The organism is Pseudomonas sp. HY7a-MNA-CIBAN-0227 (assembly GCF_040310325.1).
Classification (GTDB): domain Bacteria; phylum Pseudomonadota; class Gammaproteobacteria; order Pseudomonadales; family Pseudomonadaceae; genus Aquipseudomonas.
The window spans coordinates 264,368-280,848 of the sequence record NZ_JBEOPT010000005.1; the positions used below are offsets into that span (position 1 = coordinate 264,368).

The following is a 16,481-nucleotide window of genomic DNA, read 5'->3' on the forward strand; positions in this document are numbered from 1 at the left end:
GGTGCTTCTGTGGATAAGATGTTTGCTATCCACTACAGCCCTTATAGATAAAGGCTTTCAGTGATCTGATCAAAATATGATCAAAATCGTCATTTCAGCTTGAATCTCCTCTCAACGCCTCGATTTTTCGAGGCAGTGGACGGTTTTCCACAGATAGACCAAAGTTGCCCCCAAAGTCTGTTGGCGCTTCTGTGGATAAGGTGTTCGCGTTCCTCTGTAGGCCATATGAAACGTGGCGCTCAGGCTTTAGATCAAAAAATGATCAATATTGGATAAAATCCATAACTTTGAATAAGTCACGGATTTTCTTGAGTTTATTTCGAGAGAAAAGCGCAGTTGCCCACAATTACTGTGGGTGGCTCTGTGGATAAGTTGTTAGGGGATGGCTGGAGGGCAGGGCGGTTAAGGGCTTCAAGGCTGTCGGTTGATTTTTGTACAGCGAGGGCTTCTGTAGGAGCAAGCTTGCTCGCGATGGACGCTAACGATGACGCGGGCATCCTGAGTGAATGCGGCGCTCTCAAGTCCTTCGCGAGCAAGCTCGCTCCTACAAGCGGTTTTATTCGTGCACAGCAACGCCTTTCAAGTACGGCGCCGGCGCCGCCCCCAGGTTGCTCAGCATCCGCTCGCTGTACCAATCCACAAAGTTCACCACACCAAACTCATAGGTCTTGGAATACGGCCCAGGCTGGTACGCCGTGGAGTTGATCCCGCGTTGGTTCTCTTCCGCCAGACGACGGTCCTGGTTGTTGGTGGCGTCCCACACCTGGCGCATGCGGTCGACGTCGTAGTCCACGCCTTCCACAGCATCCTTGTGGACGATCCACTTGGTGGTGACCATGGTTTCCTGGGCACTGATCGGCCACACGGTGAAGACGATGATGTGATCGCCCATGCAGTGGTTCCACGAGTGGGGCAGGTGCAGGATGCGCATCGAACCGAGGTCTGGGTTCTGGATGCGGCCCATCAGCTTCTTGCAGCCTTGCTTGCCGTCGAGGGTCATGGACACGGTGCCCTTGAGCAGCGGCATGCGCACGATACGGTTACGCAAGCCGAAGCTGGCGTGGGCGTAAGGGATCTTCTCGGCATCCCAGGCAGCGGCCGAGGCGGCAACGTGGTCCTTGAACGCTTGGTCGGCCCGTGGGTCGGTGACGTCGTCCCATTCCAGCAGGCTTTTCAACAGTTCCGGGTGCGAGGCGTTGCAGTGGTAGCACTCGCGGTTGTTTTCCAACACCAGCTTCCAGTTGGCTTTTTCGACCAAGGTGGTGGTAATCGCCACCTTGGTGTTTTCCATGTCGTAGGGTTCCATGTAATGGCTCAGGGTCGACAGGAAGTCGTCGATGGCCGGTGGGTTCTGCGACAGGCTGATAAAGATATAACCGCCAGCGGTCTTCACGCTTACCGGCTTGAGGCCGTACTGCTTCATGTCGAAGTCGGCGCCCATCTCGGTGCCAGCGAACAGCAGGCGGCCGTCCAGCTCATAGGTCCACTGGTGGTAATGGCAGACCAGCTTGGCCACCTTGCCCTTGTCGCTGGTGCACAAGCGCGAACCGCGGTGGCGGCAGACGTTGTGAAAGGCATGCACCACGCCGTCGGCGCCGCGAATGACGATGATCGGGTTCTTGCCCACTTGCAGGGTGATGTAGTTGCCCTTGCTGGGGATTTCGCAGGTCATGCCGGCGATCAACCACTCTTTCTGGAAGATCTCCTGCATATCGATATCGAACAGCCGCTCATCAGAGTAAAACGGCTGCGGCAGCGAAAAGGTGCGCTCGCGCTCTTGCAACATGTGCGCGGTGGCCTTGCGTGCGGGTTCCAGCGGATCGCCCAAGCTTAAGGTTGCGGTGACGTCCATCGTGTGTGTCCTCATGGCCATTCTGGGTGGCCGGCGAAAGTGGCTACGGTTAGTGCTGCGCAAGGCGTAAAGAAAGCGTCTTTATGTGGAGCGAGTGTGGGGCCGGCGCTGTCCGCAACCTTATCCATTAGCGACATGGCCCACTCTGTTCCCGACGTGCAACCCCCGTGGTATGGGGGCTGGTCGCGATAAGTATGTGAATGTCGCAGATAGGTAAATGGGTGGTTCGCGCGTTACGCAGAATCGCCACCATCAGGCCGAGCACACGGCTAAGGAGAACAAGCATGTCCAACAGCTTCCTGAATCCGGTCACCACCCAGACCTGGGCCAATGGTCGGCACATCGTCCGTTGCGTCAAAGTCATCCAGGAAACCTGGGACGTGCGCACCTTCTGCTTTATGGCCGACCAGCCGGTCCTGTTCTTTTTCAAGCCCGGGCAGTTCGTCACCCTGGAGTTGGAAATCGACGGCCAGCCGATCATGCGCTCCTACACCATTTCCAGTTCACCGTCGGTGCCCTACAGCTTTTCGGTGACCATCAAGCGCGTACCGGGCGGCAGGGTTTCCAACTGGTTGCACGATACCCTGCACGAAGGCCAGGAGCTGGCGGTGCACGGGCCGGTCGGGCTGTTCAACGCCATCGATTTCACCAACCCGAAAGTGCTGTATCTGAGCGGTGGCGTGGGTATCACCCCGGTGATGTCCATGGCGCGCTGGTATTACGACACCAACGCCAATGTCGACATGGTGTTTGTCCACAGTGCCCGTTCACCGAAAGACATCATTTACCACCGCGAGCTGGAGCACATGGCGTCGCGGATCGACAACTTCAGCCTGCATCTGATTTGCGAAAAACACGGATTGGGCGAGCCCTGGGCCGGCTATCGCGGTTACCTGAATCAGAAAATGCTCGAACTGATGGTGCCAGACTTCCTGGAGCGGGAAGTCTTCTGCTGCGGGCCCACGCCGTACATGAACGCAGTCAAGCGCTTGCTGGAAGTCAACGGCTTCGACATGAGCCGCTACCACGAGGAATCCTTCGGTGCGACGCCACCGGAAGCCCGGGCCGACGCGGTGGAGCAAGCCGAACAAGCGGCGGATGCACCGGAAATCGCCCTGGCGGATCTGCATCAGGTGGAGTTCATTTCTTCCGGCAAGAGCATACGCGTGGCACCGGGCGAGACTGTTCACGCCGCTGCGGCCAAGCTCGGCCTGCTGATCCCCAAAGCTTGCGGCATGGGGATTTGCGGGACCTGCAAGGTGATGAAGCTGGGCGGCGAAGTCGAGATGGAGCACAACGGCGGGATCACCGAGGAAGATGAAGCTGAAGGCTACATCCTGTCGTGCTGCAGCGTGCCAAAAGGCGACGTACGTATCGAGTTCTAAACGCTAAGTTGTGCACAAACACTTGTGGCGAGCAGGCAAGCCCGCTCGCCACAGAGGCCAGTTTTACCCTGTGTATCAGCGTCTCAGGCGCCCATCACTTCCCGAATATCCGCCGCCAGTTCCCGCACGCGATCTTCTTCGGTATCCCACGCGCACATGAACCGCGCGCCGCCCTTGCCGATAAAGGTGTAGAAACGCCAGCCCTTGGCCGTCAGCGCGGCGATGGCCGGCTCCGAGAGTTGCAGGAACACGCCGTTGGCCTGCACCGGGAACATCAATTCAACGCCAGGAATGTCCGCCACCAGGCTGCTGAGCAGTTGCGCGCAGTGGTTGGCATGGCGGGCGTGTTTGAGCCAGGCGTCGTTTTCCAGCAGGCCGACCCATGGCGCGGAGAGGAAGCGCATCTTCGACGCCAGTTGCCCAGCCTGTTTGCAGCGATAGTCGAAGTCTTCGGCCAGTTTGTGGTTGAAGAACAGGATAGCCTCACCCACGGCCATGCCGTTCTTGGTACCGCCAAAGCACAGCACGTCGACGCCGGCTTTCCAGGTCAGGTCCGCAGGCGAGCAGCCGAGGAACGCGCAGGCGTTGGAGAAGCGCGCGCCGTCCATGTGCAGGTTCAGCCCCAGTTCCTTGCAGGTGACGCTGATGGCGCGGATTTCTTCCGGGGTGTAGACGCTGCCGACTTCGGTGGCTTGGGTGAGGGTCACAACGCGTGGTTTTGGATAGTGGATATCCTGGCGCTTGAGGGCGATCTCGCGGATCGACTCAGGCGTCAACTTGCCGTTTTCAGTGCGGGCGGTGAGCAGCTTGGAACCGTTGGAGAAAAACTCCGGCGCGCCGCATTCGTCGGTTTCGACGTGGGCGGTTTCCGAGCAAATCACGCTATGGTAGCTCTGGCACAGTGAAGACAGCGCCAGGGAGTTGGCCGCCGTGCCGTTGAAGGCGAAGAATACTTCGCAGTCGGTTTCGAATAGTTTGCGGAAACCGTCGGCGGCGCGGTGGGTCCACTCATCATCGCCATAGGCGCGCTGATGGCCCTGGTTGGCCAGTTCCATCGCGGCCCAGGCTTCAGGGCAGATGCCGGAATAGTTGTCGCTGGCGAATTGTTGGCTCTTGTCGGTCATGGCCCATTCCTGTGGTCGATGTTGGTGCGCACTTTAACCAAGATTGTCGAGGGTGCGCACGCACTGTTAATGCAAAATCTTTGGGGAATTATGCACGGTACTGAAACGATTCCTGTAAGCCGCGTCCGCAATGGCGCTCTCGATCTGCTCAAGTGGCTGGCGCTGCTGAGTATGGTGCTGGATCACCTGCGGTATGTCGGTTTGAACCTGGATGGGCTGTATGTGCCAGGGCGTTTGGCGTTCCCGTGGTTCTGCCTGGCGATTGCGGCGAATTTGCATAGGGTCGGGAATGCGCCGGTGACGGGGCAGTGGCGATACCTGGGATGGTTGTTGCTGTTCAGTGTGATCAGTGAGGTGCCGTATCGGATGTTCATCGTCGATGCGGACACTCTCAACGTGCTGCCGACTCTGGCGCTGGGGTTGCTGGTTGCCCGAGGATGGCAGCAGAAGACGATCATGGATCGAGGATTGGCGCTGATCGCTCTTGTTTTTGCGGCTGTTTTCTCGACGCAACTGATGTTCGGCTTCTTTGGCGTGTTGCTGCCGTTGGCGATGCTTCTGGTGTTTTGCAGGCCGTGGTATTTCAGCGTGCTGCCGGGTGTGGTGTGCCTGGCTGCCAATCAATGGCAGATCCTGCTCAATAGCGGCACGCTTGTCGCGATGCTGGGATTGGCCACATGCCTGATTGCGCCACTGGCAGGATTGGTCTTGTTGCGACATGCCAAACACGTCTCCCCGCCAGCCATGCGGCGCTGGGCGTATGCGCTTTATCCGCTGCATTTCCTGCTGCTGTTACTCGTGCGCAAAGTCATCGCCTGACCCGCTTTTTGTGGCGAGCGGGCTTGCCCGCGCTGGGCCGCGTAGCAGCCCCAATACAGACACCGAAATCTTCCCTATAAAATGCGCTGGTCGGTTTTAGGGCCGCTTCGCGCCCCAACGCGGGCAAGCCCGCTTGCTACATGAGATCAGCCCATGTCGTAAACGCACCTTTGCGTGGCGTGCGTAGGCATTTGACCACTCGAAGCCGGCCCTACCATCGCATCCAAAGGGCACTGCCGTAGTGCAGAGGCCTCACCGAGACGAAAGGCGCACCGCCGCCGCTGGGAGAGACGCGATGTTCAGCAAGCAAGACCAGATCCAGGGTTATGACGATGCACTGCTGGCGGCCATGAATGCCGAGGAGCAGCGTCAGGAAGATCATATCGAGCTGATCGCGTCAGAGAACTACACCAGCAAGCGTGTCATGCAAGCCCAGGGCAGCGGCCTGACCAATAAATACGCCGAAGGTTATCCGGGCAAGCGCTACTACGGCGGCTGCGAGCATGTGGACAAGGTCGAAGCCCTGGCCATCGAACGCGCCAAGCAGCTGTTCGGCGCCGATTACGCCAACGTCCAGCCGCACTCCGGCAGCCAGGCCAACGCCGCAGTGTTCCTCGCCCTGCTGCAAGCCGGCGACACCGTGCTGGGCATGAGCCTGGCCCATGGCGGCCACTTGACCCACGGCGCCAAGGTCAGCTTCTCCGGCAAGCTCTACAACGCCGTGCAGTACGGCATCGATACCGACACCGGGCTGATCAACTACGACGAAGTCGAACGCCTGGCGGTCGAGCATCAGCCGAAAATGATCATCGCCGGGTTCTCCGCTTATTCGAAGACCCTAGATTTCCCACGCTTTCGCCAGATCGCTGACAAGGTGGGCGCCTACCTGTTCGTCGACATGGCCCACGTTGCCGGTTTGGTCGCTGCTGGCCTGTACCCGAACCCGCTGCCTTACGCCGACGTGGTCACCACCACCACCCACAAGACCCTACGCGGTCCTCGTGGCGGCCTGATCCTCGCCAAAGCCAACGAAGAGCTGGAAAAGAAATTCAACTCAGCCGTTTTCCCCGGTGGCCAGGGTGGGCCGCTTATGCACGTGATCGCCGGCAAGGCCGTGTGCTTCAAGGAAGCCCTGGAGCCCGGCTTCAAGACCTATCAACAGCAAGTGATCGACAACGCCCAGGCCATGGCCGGTGTGTTTATCAAACGCGGCTACGATGTCGTGTCCGGCGGTACCGATAACCACCTGTTTCTGGTCAGCCTGATCCGTCAGGGCCTTACCGGCAAAGAGGCGGACGCCGCCCTCGGTCGTGCCCACATCACCGTCAACAAGAACGCCGTGCCTAACGACCCGCAGTCGCCGTTCGTGACCTCGGGCCTGCGCATCGGCACCCCGGCGGTGACTACTCGCGGTTTCAAAGTGACCCAGTGCCTCACGCTTGCCGGCTGGATCTGCGACATTCTCGACAACCTCGGCGACGCCGATGTCGAGGCCAACGTCGCCAAGCATGTGTCCGCCCTGTGCGCTGATTTCCCGGTTTATCGCTGAGCGCGGTTTTGGAGTAATGACTATGCAACGCTACTCGGGCTTCGGCCTCTTCAAACACTCACTCAGCCATCACGAAAACTGGCAGAAAATGTGGCGTACACCGACCCCGAAAAAGGTCTACGACGTGGTCATCGTCGGCGGTGGCGGGCATGGTCTGGCGACTGCCTATTACTTGGCGAAAGAGCACGGCATCACCAACGTGGCCGTGGTCGAGAAAGGCTGGCTGGGCGGTGGTAACACCGCGCGCAACACCACCATCGTGCGCTCCAACTACCTGTGGGACGAGTCGGCGCACCTGTACGAACACGCGATGAAACTGTGGGAAGGCCTGTCCCAGGACCTGAACTACAACGTGATGTTCTCCCAGCGCGGCGTCTACAACCTGTGCCATACCTTGCAGGACATCCGTGATTCCGAGCGCCGCGTCAGCGCCAACCGCCTCAACGGCGTCGACGGTGAATTGCTCAATGCCAAACAGGTAGAGGACGAGATCCCGTACCTCGATTGCTCAAAAAACACCCGTTATCCGGTACTGGGCGCCACCGTCCAGCGTCGCGGCGGCGTGGCCCGTCACGATGCCGTGGCCTGGGGCTTTGCCCGTGCTGCTGATGCCCTCGGCGTGGACCTGATCCAGCAAACCGAAGTGATCGGTTTTCGCAAGGAAAACGGTGTGTGCATTGGCGTCGAAACCAACAAAGGCTTTATCGGCGCCAAGCGCGTTGGCGTAGTGACTGCCGGTAACTCCGGGCACATGGCCGGCCTCGCGGGTTTTCGCCTGCCGATCGAATCCCACCCGCTGCAAGCGCTGGTGTCGGAGCCGATCAAGCCCATCATCGACAGCGTGATCATGTCCAACGCCGTGCACGGCTACATCAGCCAGTCCGACAAGGGCGACCTGGTGATCGGCGCCGGTATCGACGGCTACAACGGCTACGGCCAGCGCGGTTCGTACCCAGTGATCGAACACACCATCCAGGCCATCGTCGAGATGTTCCCGGTGTTGTCCCGCGTGCGCATGAACCGTCAGTGGGGCGGCATCGTCGACACCACGCCGGACGCCTGCCCGATCATCTCCAAGACGCCAGTGCCGAACATGTTCTTCAACTGCGGTTGGGGCACCGGTGGTTTTAAAGCGACTCCAGGCTCGGGCAACGTATTTGCCGCCAGCCTCGCCAAGGGTGAAATGCACCCGTTGGCGGCTCCATTCTCCATCGACCGTTTCCACAACGGTGCGCTGATCGACGAACACGGCGCTGCGGCCGTCGCCCACTAACAGGAGAAATTCCTATGTTGCATATCTTCTGTCCTCACTGTGGCGAACTGCGCTCCGAAGAGGAATTCCACGCCTGCGGCCAAGCGCATATTCCGCGCCCGCTGGACCCCAATACCTGCACCGACGAGCAGTGGGGCGACTACATGTTCTTTCGCGATAACCCCCGTGGCCTGCACCATGAGTTGTGGATTCACGCCGCCGGTTGCCGCCAGTATTTCAACGCCACCCGCGACACCGTCACCTACGAAATTCTTGAAACCTACAAGATTGGCAGCAAGCCGCAATTCACCGCCAAGGCTTCTGGAGGTAAGGTATGAGCCAGATCAATCGCCTGTCCAACGGTGGCCGGATCGACCGCAACAAAGTCTTGAGCTTCACCTTCAACGGCCAGAGCTATAAAGGCTTTGAAGGCGATACCCTGGCCGCAGCCCTGCTGGCCAACGGCGTCGACGTCATTGGTCGCAGCTTCAAGTATTCGCGTCCGCGCGGCATCTTCGCTGCCGGTGCGGAAGAGCCCAACGCCGTGCTGCAGATTGGCGCTACCGAAGCCACGCAAATCCCTAACGTGCGTGCCACGCAACAGGCGCTTTACCAAGGCCTGGTCGCCACCAGCACCAACGGCTGGCCGAGCGTCAATAACGACGTGATGGGCATTCTCGGCAAGGTCGGCGGCAAGCTGATGCCGCCGGGTTTCTACTACAAAACCTTCATGTACCCGCAATCGTTCTGGATGACCTACGAGAAGTACATTCGTAAGGCGGCAGGTCTTGGTCGCTCGCCGACCGAGAACGATCCGGACACCTACGACTACATGAACCGTCACTGCGACGTGCTGATTGTCGGCGCTGGCCCTGCGGGTCTGTCTGCTGCCTTGGCCGCCGCCCGTAGTGGTGCCCGTGTGATCATTGCCGATGAGCAGGAAGAGTTCGGCGGCACGCTGCTGGATTCGCGCGAAAGCCTCGACGGCAAGCCGGCGGCCGAATGGGTTGCCAGCGTGATCGCCGAACTGAAATCCTTGCCGGACGTGCTGCTGCTGCCTCGCGCCACGGTCAACGGCTACCACGACCATAACTTCCTGACCATTCACGAGCGCCTTACCGATCACCTCGGCGACCGCGCACCGATTGGCCAGGTACGCCAGCGTATCCACCGCATCCGCGCCAAGCGCGTGGTACTGGCGACGGGTGCCTGTGAGCGTCCGCTGGTCTACGGCAACAACGATGTGCCGGGCAATATGCTGGCAGGTGCAGTCTCGACTTACGTGCGCCGTTACGGCGTGGCACCGGGCAAAAAGCTGGTGCTGTCCACCAACAACGATCACGCCTACCGCGTCGCGCTGGACTGGCTTGATGCCGGCCTTGCAGTGGTGGCTGTGGCCGACGCTCGCCACAACCCACGCGGCGCGTTGGTTGAAGAAGCACGCGCCAAAGGTATTCGCATCCTCACCGGCAGCGCCGTGATCGAAGCCCGTGGCAGCAAGCACGTTACTGGCGTCCGTGTGGCGGCGATTGACGTCAAGGCCCACAAAGTTACCAGCCCCGGCGAGTGGCTGGATTGCGACCTGGTGGCCAGTTCCGGCGGCTACAGCCCGGTGGTTCACCTGGCCTCGCACCTGGGTGGCAAGCCGACCTGGCGTGAAGATATCCTCGGCTTTGTACCGGGCGAAGCACCGCAAAAACGCGTGTGCGTCGGCGGCATCAACGGTGTCTACGGCCTCGGTGATTCCCTGGCGGACGGTTTTGAAGGCGGCGTGCGCGCAGCCAGCGAAGCGGGTTTCCAGCCGGTGGAAGGCGTGTTGCCCAAAGCCCTGACCCGTCTGGAAGAACCGACGTTGGCGCTGTTTCAGGTGCCTCATGAGAAAACCACCGCACGGGCGCCGAAGCAATTCGTCGACCTGCAAACCGATGTGACCGCCGCCGCCATCGAACTGGCGACCCGCGAAGGTTTCGAGTCGGTAGAGCACGTAAAACGCTACACCGCACTGGGTTTCGGCACCGACCAGGGCAAACTGGGCAACGTCAACGGTCTGGCGATTGCCGCTCGCTCGCTGAATGTGACCATCGCGCAAATGGGCACCACGATGTTCCGCCCCAACTACACACCGGTGACTTTCGGCGCGGTAGCAGGCCGTCACTGTGGGCACATCTTTGAACCGGTGCGCTACACCGCGCTGCAAGCCTGGCACGTGAAAAACGGCGCCGAGTTTGAAGACGTCGGCCAGTGGAAGCGCCCGTGGTACTTCCCGCGCAACGGTGAAGACCTGCACGCAGCGGTGAAACGCGAATGCCTGGCCGTGCGCGATAGCGTCGGCCTGCTGGACGCGTCGACGCTGGGCAAGATCGACATTCAAGGCCCGGATGCCCGCGAGTTCCTCAACCGCATCTACAGCAACGCTTGGACCAAGCTCGACGTGGGTAAGGCCCGCTACGGCCTGATGTGCAAGGAAGACGGTATGGTCTTCGATGACGGCGTTACTGCCTGCCTCGCCGACAACCACTTCCTGATGACCACCACCACCGGCGGCGCTGCGCGCGTGCTGCAATGGCTGGAAATCTACCAACAGACCGAGTGGCCAGACCTCAAGGTGTACTTCACTTCGGTCACCGACCACTGGGCGACCATGACCCTGTCCGGGCCCAACAGCCGCAAGCTGCTGGCTGAAGTCACTGACATCGACCTGGACAAGGACGGCTTCCCGTTCATGACCTGGAAGGAAGGCCTGGTAGGCGGCGTGCCAGCGCGGGTGTTTCGTATCTCGTTTACCGGTGAACTCTCCTACGAGATCAACGTGCAGGCCGACTACGCCATGGGCGTGCTGGAGCAGATCGTCGAAGCCGGCAAGCAGTACAACCTGACCCCGTACGGCACCGAGACCATGCACGTGCTGCGGGCCGAGAAGGGTTTCATCATCGTTGGGCAAGACACCGACGGTTCGATGACCCCCGACGACCTGAACATGGGCTGGTGTGTCGGCCGCACCAAACCGTTCTCGTGGATCGGCTGGCGCGGGATGAACCGTGAAGATTGCGTGCGTGAAGAGCGTAAGCAACTGGTGGGTTTGAAGCCGATTGATCCGAACGTGTGGTTGCCGGAAGGCGCGCAGCTGGTGTTCGACACCAAGCAGGCGATCCCGATGAAGATGGTCGGCCACGTCACCTCAAGTTATGCCCACAACTCCCTCGGCTATTCGTTTGCCATGGGCGTGGTCAAGGGCGGCTTGAAGCGTATCGGCGAGCGGGTTTTTGCACCGCTGGCGGATGGCAGCGTGATCGAGGCGCAGATTGTTTCTTCGGTGTTCTTTGATCCCAAGGGTGATCGTCAGAATATCTGACGCATGAATTCAAGACAGGTGCTCCATATGACCGCAGTCAACGTATACCAACAACGCCCCACCACCGGGGCCAAGGCCGAGTCGTCGCTGCACCATGCCGACCTCGCCAGCCAGGTGGGCAAGGGTCGCAAGAACGCCGGTGTGACCCTCCGCGAAAAGAAACTCCTCGGCCACCTGACCATTCGTGGCGATGGCCATGACGCCGCTTTCGCTGCTGGCGTACACAAGGCCCTGGGCATCGAATTGCCAGGTGCCCTGGCCGTGATCGTCAAGGGTGAAGCCAGCCTGCAATGGCTCGGCCCGGATGAGTGGTTGCTGGTGGTGCCGAGCGGTGAAGAGTTCGCTGCCGAGAAAAGCTTGCGTGACGCATTGGGGGAATTGCATATCCAGATCGTCAACGTCAGCGGCGGCCAGCAAATTCTGGAGCTTAGCGGCCCGAATGTGCGGGATGTGCTGATGAAATCCACCAGCTACGACGTGCATCCCGACAACTTTCCGGTGGGCAAGGCAATTGGCACGGTGTTCGCCAAGTCGCAATTGGTGATCCGCCATACCGCTGAAGACACGTGGGAGTTGGTGATTCGTCGCAGCTTCTCGGATTACTGGTGGCTGTGGTTGCAGGATGCGGCGGCGGAGTATGGCTTGAACGTCGAAGCCTGATCACATGGCTGCATAACGTTTGTGGTGAGAGGGCTGTTGTGGCGAGGGGGCTTGCCCCCGTTGGAGCGCGCAGCGGTCCCAATAAGGTCACTGCATTTTTTCTGAAAGAACCGCGTGGTTGATTTCAGGGCTGCTTCGCAGCCCAACGGGGGCAAGCCCCATCGCCACAAAGGCCTGAGGATTCCAGTATGAGCCGCGTACCCGATACATGGATTTTGACCGCCGATTGCCCCAGCGTGCTCGGCACGGTGGACGCGGTGACCCGCTATCTGTTCGAGCAGGGCTGCTACGTCACCGAACACCACTCCTTCGATGACCGGCTCTCGGGCCGCTTCTTCATCCGCGTGGAGTTCCGCCAGCCCGACGGCTTCGATGAACAAGGCTTTCGCGATGGCCTGGTGGAGCGCGGTGAAGCCTTCGGAATGATCTTCGAACTCACCGCGCCAAACTACCGGCCCAAAGTGGTGATCATGGTCTCCAAGGCCGATCACTGCCTTAACGACTTGCTCTACCGCCAGCGTATCGGTCAGTTGTCCATGGATGTGGTCGCCGTGGTCTCCAACCACCCCGACCTCAAGCCCCTGGCCGACTGGCACCAGATCCCCTATTACCACTTCCCCCTGGACCCCAATGACAAGCCGTCGCAGGAGCGTCAGGTGTGGCAGGTGATCGAAGAGTCCGGCGCCGAGCTGGTGATTCTTGCTCGCTACATGCAAGTGCTGTCACCGGAGCTGTGCCGCAAGCTCGATGGCAAAGCCATCAACATCCATCACTCCCTGCTACCTGGTTTCAAGGGCGCCAAGCCTTATCACCAGGCCTACAACAAGGGCGTGAAACTGGTGGGCGCCACCGCGCACTACATCAATAACGACCTGGACGAAGGCCCGATCATCGCTCAGGGCGTCGAGGTGGTGGACCATAGTCACTACCCGGAAGACTTGATCGCCAAGGGACGGGACATCGAAGGCCAGACGTTGGCCAGGGCGGTGGGGTATCACATTGAACGGCGGGTGTTCTTGAACGCCAATCGCACCGTGGTGCTCTGACAAACAACACAAGAAACAGCATCTGTACCCGAGCATTTAACGCGCTGCCTGCCTGGGCAACGCGGTTCCATAACAACAACAGCGAGGTGAAAGCATGTCTGGTAATCGTGGTGTCGTGTATCTCGGCAACGGCAAGGTCGAAGTACAGAAAATCGACTATCCCAAAATGCAGGACCCCCGTGGCAGGAAGATTGAACATGCCGTCATCCTGCGCGTGGTCTCCACCAATATCTGCGGCTCCGACCAACACATGGTGCGCGGCCGCACCACGGCCCAGACTGGCCTGGTGCTGGGCCACGAGATCACGGGTGAAGTGATTGAAAAAGGTCGCGACGTCGAAAACCTGCAAATCGGCGATCTGGTCTCCGTACCGTTCAACGTCGCGTGCGGCCGTTGCCGCTCCTGCAAGGAAATGCACACGGGTGTCTGCCTCAGCGTTAACCCGGCCCGCCCAGGCGGCGCCTATGGTTATGTCGACATGGGCGACTGGACCGGCGGCCAGGCCGAATACGCCCTGGTGCCATACGCTGACTTTAACCTGCTGAAGCTGCCGGATCGCGACCGGGCCATGGAGAAAATCCGCGACCTGACTTGCCTCTCCGACATTCTCCCCACCGGCTATCACGGCGCAGTCACCGCCGGTGTCGGCCCAGGCAGCACCGTCTACGTGGCGGGTGCCGGCCCTGTCGGCCTGGCCGCAGCTGCTTCAGCCCGCCTGTTGGGCGCGGCAGTGGTGATCATCGGCGACGTCAACCCGGTCCGCCTGGCCCACGCCAAGGCCCAGGGTTTCGAAATCGCCGACCTGTCCCAGGACACCCCGCTGCACGAACAGATCGCCGCACTGCTGGGCGAGCCGGAAGTCGATTGCGCGGTGGACGCGGTGGGCTTTGAAGCTCGCGGCCACGGCCATGACGGCGTCAAGCACGAAGCCCCGGCCACCGTACTCAACTCGTTGATGGGCGTGGTGCGTGTTGCCGGCAAAATCGGCATCCCCGGCTTGTACGTCACCGAAGATCCAGGGGCCGTGGATGCCGCCGCGAAAATGGGCAGCCTGAGCATTCGCTTCGGTCTGGGTTGGGCCAAGTCCCACAGCTTCCACACCGGGCAGACGCCGGTGATGAAGTACAACCGCCAGTTGATGCAGGCGATCATGTGGGATCGCATCAAGATTGCCGACATCGTGGGCGTGGAAGTCATCAGCCTGGATGACGCGCCACGTGGTTATGGCGAGTTCGATGCGGGCGTGCCGAAGAAGTTTGTGATTGATCCGCACAAGTTGTTTAGTGCGGCGTAAACGCAAGGCAAAGAAAAGGGCGACCCGCGGGTCGCCCTTTTTGCATCAACGTAACTGTATGAGCGTTCCCACTCGGTGAACAACCAGTGGAAAGGGGCTCAGCGAATGGCCAACGCCCCCTGATACACCGTAGGCCCGGTAGGCTGCTTGCTCACCGACCCACCCTTGGTTTCCGAACTCACCATCAACTCCACCGGCCCGCTGATGGTTTCCTGCTGGCGCGGGTTGAGGCCAATGATGCCCTTGCCATCTTCCGGCAACAGCCCAAGGGAGACGGGTGTGCCGCCAGCGGGAAGTGCCCACAGCTCCAGGCTGCGGTCCGGTTCCGGTGCCGTCGAGGCAATCGGGTGGACTTCCAGGTAGTCCTTGTGGGCCATGATTTGCGCGGCCGGTTGCTGGGTGGTGCTGACCAGGGTGGCGGCGGACTTGACGCTGTCCTGGGTGTAGAGCGCGCCACCGACGCCGGCAATCACCACGACGCAGACGCCGACGAATAGACGTGAGCGAGTCCAGAAAGAGGGGTTGTGGTCAATCACGGTGGAGGAGGACTGAGTCATTAGGCTGTTCCTGACAGTGGTTGAGTGCTACGGGCGACGGCCAATGATGGCTCTTTGCTTTTGGGTGTTACGAACTTTTTCAGTACTGGATTGACCCTGATATGACTGAGGGGTTCCAGCCTTTGCTCCAATGAATACTAGCTCCAATGATGTCGTTTGGCCTTGTCTGACGTAATTCTCCCGAAAAGCCTCGATTCTGAACAAATCTGCAGGTACTGCCCGGCGCGGAACAATTCTGAGGGTGCCCAGTCAAACGCCTGCTTTCGGCTCACCCGTATGTGGGGGTGCAGCTCCTAATCCAGAGGTTGTCTCGATGAAGATTTCACACGGTGTTGCCCTGTCTTGCCTGTTGACCCTGGCTGCCAGCCCGGTGTTTGCAGCAGGCTTTAACCTTAACGACGCGGCCAACGCCATTTCCGGCATGCAGGGTGGCGATAAGGCTGCTGCCGCAGCGCCGACGTCACAAACCGCCGGTTTGCTGGGCGCCCTGACCTCGCAATTGAACGTGACCCCGGAGCAGGCTGTCGGTGGTACCGGCGCCATGTTGGGTCTGGCCAAGAATCAGCTGAGCGGTACTGACTACTCGCAACTGGGCAAGAGTGTGCCGGGCCTGGACAAGCTCTCGGGCAATAACGCACTGGGCAGCCTGGGCGCTCTGAGCGGCATGCTCGGCCAGAGCGGCGGCAGCAAGACCTCAGGCCTGGAAGGTGTGTTGGGTAATGTGAAAGACACCAATGACCTGAACACCGCGTTCAGCGCCCTGGGTATGGACAGTGGCATGGTTGGCCAGTTCGCCCCGGTGATCCTCAAGTACCTGGGTGACCAGGGCATCGGCGGTTCGCTGTTGCAAAACCTGAGCGGTATCTGGGGCGCCGGCAGCTAACGACTGTCGCGGCGTAATGCTTGGATACGCGCATCCTTTTCCATCCAGAGCTGGTTGACCCAGTTCTGGACGGTCTGGCGAAACGCAAGGGTAGTGGCAGGGTATGCTGCGTAAAGCGAACCAATTCCCCGGCTACTGTCTAAACCCCACTGCCTACTCTATCCAAGGAAACCTCCTACGTGAAATCCATCCTTGCCCTGTTAGCCCTCGTAGCCCTGCCGGTTATGGCCGCCGAGCCCACCCTCTACGGACGCTACGAGTACATCAAACTTCCGGAAATCGGTGAAACCTTCAAGGCCAAGATGGACACCGGCGCGCTGACCGCCTCGCTGTCGGCCCGGGACATCGAGACCTTTACCCGCGACGGTGAGGATTGGGTGCGCTTTCGCCTCAGCGGCAAGGACGCCAGCAACAAGGTCTACGAGCACAAGGTCGCGCGCATCAGCAAGATCAAGAGCCGTGCCGACGAGGATGAAGACAAGGATGACGCCAGCGTTGCCAAACGCCCGGTGGTCGATCTGGAAATGTGCCTGGGCAACGTCAAACGCACCGTCGAGGTCAACCTGACCGACCGCAGCAGCTTCAACTACCCGCTGCTGATCGGCGCCAAGGCCCTGCGTGAGTTCGGTGCCGCCGTGAACCCGGCCCGACGTTATACCGCCGACAAACCCGACTGCTGATTGACGCCGGATGAGGCATCCGGCACGG

General features: G+C 60.2%; 14 protein-coding genes. 11 read left to right on the forward strand and 3 right to left on the reverse strand.

Annotated elements, in window-relative coordinates:
- Positions 1 to 556: 556 nt before the first annotated feature.
- Positions 557 to 1,852: a glycine betaine monooxygenase oxygenase subunit gene (gene gbca / locus AAEZ06_RS11230; protein WP_149413481.1), complete on the reverse strand. Its 1,296-nt coding sequence runs from the start codon at positions 1,850 to 1,852 to the stop codon at positions 557 to 559.
- Positions 1,853 to 2,136: 284 nt separating this feature from the next.
- On the opposite strand from gbca, the gene gbcB reads away from it, so the two are divergent.
- On the forward strand, positions 2,137 to 3,237 hold the full coding sequence (gene gbcB, locus AAEZ06_RS11235; RefSeq protein ID WP_149413420.1) for a glycine betaine monooxygenase reductase subunit: 1,101 nt from the start codon (positions 2,137 to 2,139) through the stop codon (positions 3,235 to 3,237).
- An 83-nt stretch (positions 3,238 to 3,320) separates the two neighbouring features.
- Here the strand turns inward: gbcB and AAEZ06_RS11240 are convergent, their stop codons facing one another.
- On the reverse strand, positions 3,321 to 4,361 hold the full coding sequence (locus AAEZ06_RS11240; protein ID WP_149413421.1) for a threonine aldolase family protein: 1,041 nt from the start codon (positions 4,359 to 4,361) through the stop codon (positions 3,321 to 3,323).
- A 90-nt stretch (positions 4,362 to 4,451) separates the two neighbouring features.
- Between AAEZ06_RS11240 and AAEZ06_RS11245 the strand changes: the two genes are divergently transcribed.
- The 8 genes from AAEZ06_RS11245 (at position 4,452) to fdhA (ending at position 14,333) form a co-directional block, all read left to right on the forward strand.
- Positions 4,452 to 5,180 carry a TraX family protein gene (locus AAEZ06_RS11245; protein ID WP_350614405.1) on the forward strand — a complete coding sequence of 243 codons (729 nt, stop codon included), beginning with the start codon at positions 4,452 to 4,454 and terminating at the stop codon, positions 5,178 to 5,180.
- Between the two features lie 295 nt (positions 5,181 to 5,475).
- Positions 5,476 to 6,729: a serine hydroxymethyltransferase gene (glyA, locus tag AAEZ06_RS11250; RefSeq protein ID WP_133102345.1), complete on the forward strand. Its 1,254-nt coding sequence runs from the start codon at positions 5,476 to 5,478 to the stop codon at positions 6,727 to 6,729.
- A gap of 22 nt (positions 6,730 to 6,751) precedes the next feature.
- Positions 6,752 to 8,002, forward strand: a complete 1,251-nt coding sequence (locus tag AAEZ06_RS11255) for a sarcosine oxidase subunit beta (protein WP_133102516.1) — start codon at positions 6,752 to 6,754, stop codon at positions 8,000 to 8,002.
- 14 nt (positions 8,003 to 8,016) lie between these two features.
- Positions 8,017 to 8,319, forward strand: coding sequence for a sarcosine oxidase subunit delta (locus AAEZ06_RS11260; RefSeq protein WP_350614287.1), 303 nt, complete (start codon positions 8,017 to 8,019; stop codon positions 8,317 to 8,319).
- Positions 8,316 to 11,333 carry a sarcosine oxidase subunit alpha gene (locus tag AAEZ06_RS11265; RefSeq protein WP_350614289.1) on the forward strand — a complete coding sequence of 1,006 codons (3,018 nt, stop codon included), beginning with the start codon at positions 8,316 to 8,318 and terminating at the stop codon, positions 11,331 to 11,333. The genes AAEZ06_RS11260 and AAEZ06_RS11265 overlap by 4 nt, the downstream gene beginning before the upstream one ends.
- 27 nt (positions 11,334 to 11,360) lie before the next feature.
- A complete protein-coding gene (locus AAEZ06_RS11270) occupies positions 11,361 to 11,993 on the forward strand; it encodes a sarcosine oxidase subunit gamma (RefSeq protein ID WP_350614291.1) in 633 nt (210 codons plus the stop codon).
- Between the two features lie 188 nt (positions 11,994 to 12,181).
- Positions 12,182 to 13,039 (forward strand): formyltetrahydrofolate deformylase, encoded by an 858-nt coding sequence (purU, locus tag AAEZ06_RS11275; RefSeq protein ID WP_149413425.1) that lies wholly within the window; start codon positions 12,182 to 12,184, stop codon positions 13,037 to 13,039.
- Positions 13,040 to 13,133: 94 nt separating this feature from the next.
- The gene (gene fdhA / locus AAEZ06_RS11280) at positions 13,134 to 14,333 is read left to right on the forward strand and encodes a formaldehyde dehydrogenase, glutathione-independent (RefSeq protein WP_149413426.1); all 1,200 of its coding nucleotides are present in this window, start codon (positions 13,134 to 13,136) and stop codon (positions 14,331 to 14,333) included.
- A 98-nt stretch (positions 14,334 to 14,431) separates the two neighbouring features.
- Here the strand turns inward: fdhA and AAEZ06_RS11285 are convergent, their stop codons facing one another.
- Positions 14,432 to 14,890 (reverse strand): anti-sigma factor domain-containing protein, encoded by a 459-nt coding sequence (locus AAEZ06_RS11285; RefSeq protein ID WP_149413427.1) that lies wholly within the window; start codon positions 14,888 to 14,890, stop codon positions 14,432 to 14,434.
- A gap of 313 nt (positions 14,891 to 15,203) precedes the next feature.
- Between AAEZ06_RS11285 and AAEZ06_RS11290 the strand changes: the two genes are divergently transcribed.
- Positions 15,204 to 15,773, forward strand: a complete 570-nt coding sequence (locus AAEZ06_RS11290) for a DUF2780 domain-containing protein (RefSeq protein WP_149413428.1) — start codon at positions 15,204 to 15,206, stop codon at positions 15,771 to 15,773.
- 179 nt (positions 15,774 to 15,952) lie between these two features.
- Entirely contained in the window at positions 15,953 to 16,453 is a 501-nt protein-coding gene (rloA2, locus tag AAEZ06_RS11295; protein ID WP_133102337.1) for a retropepsin-like aspartic peptidase RloA2, read from the forward strand.
- Positions 16,454 to 16,481: the final 28 nt, after the last annotated feature.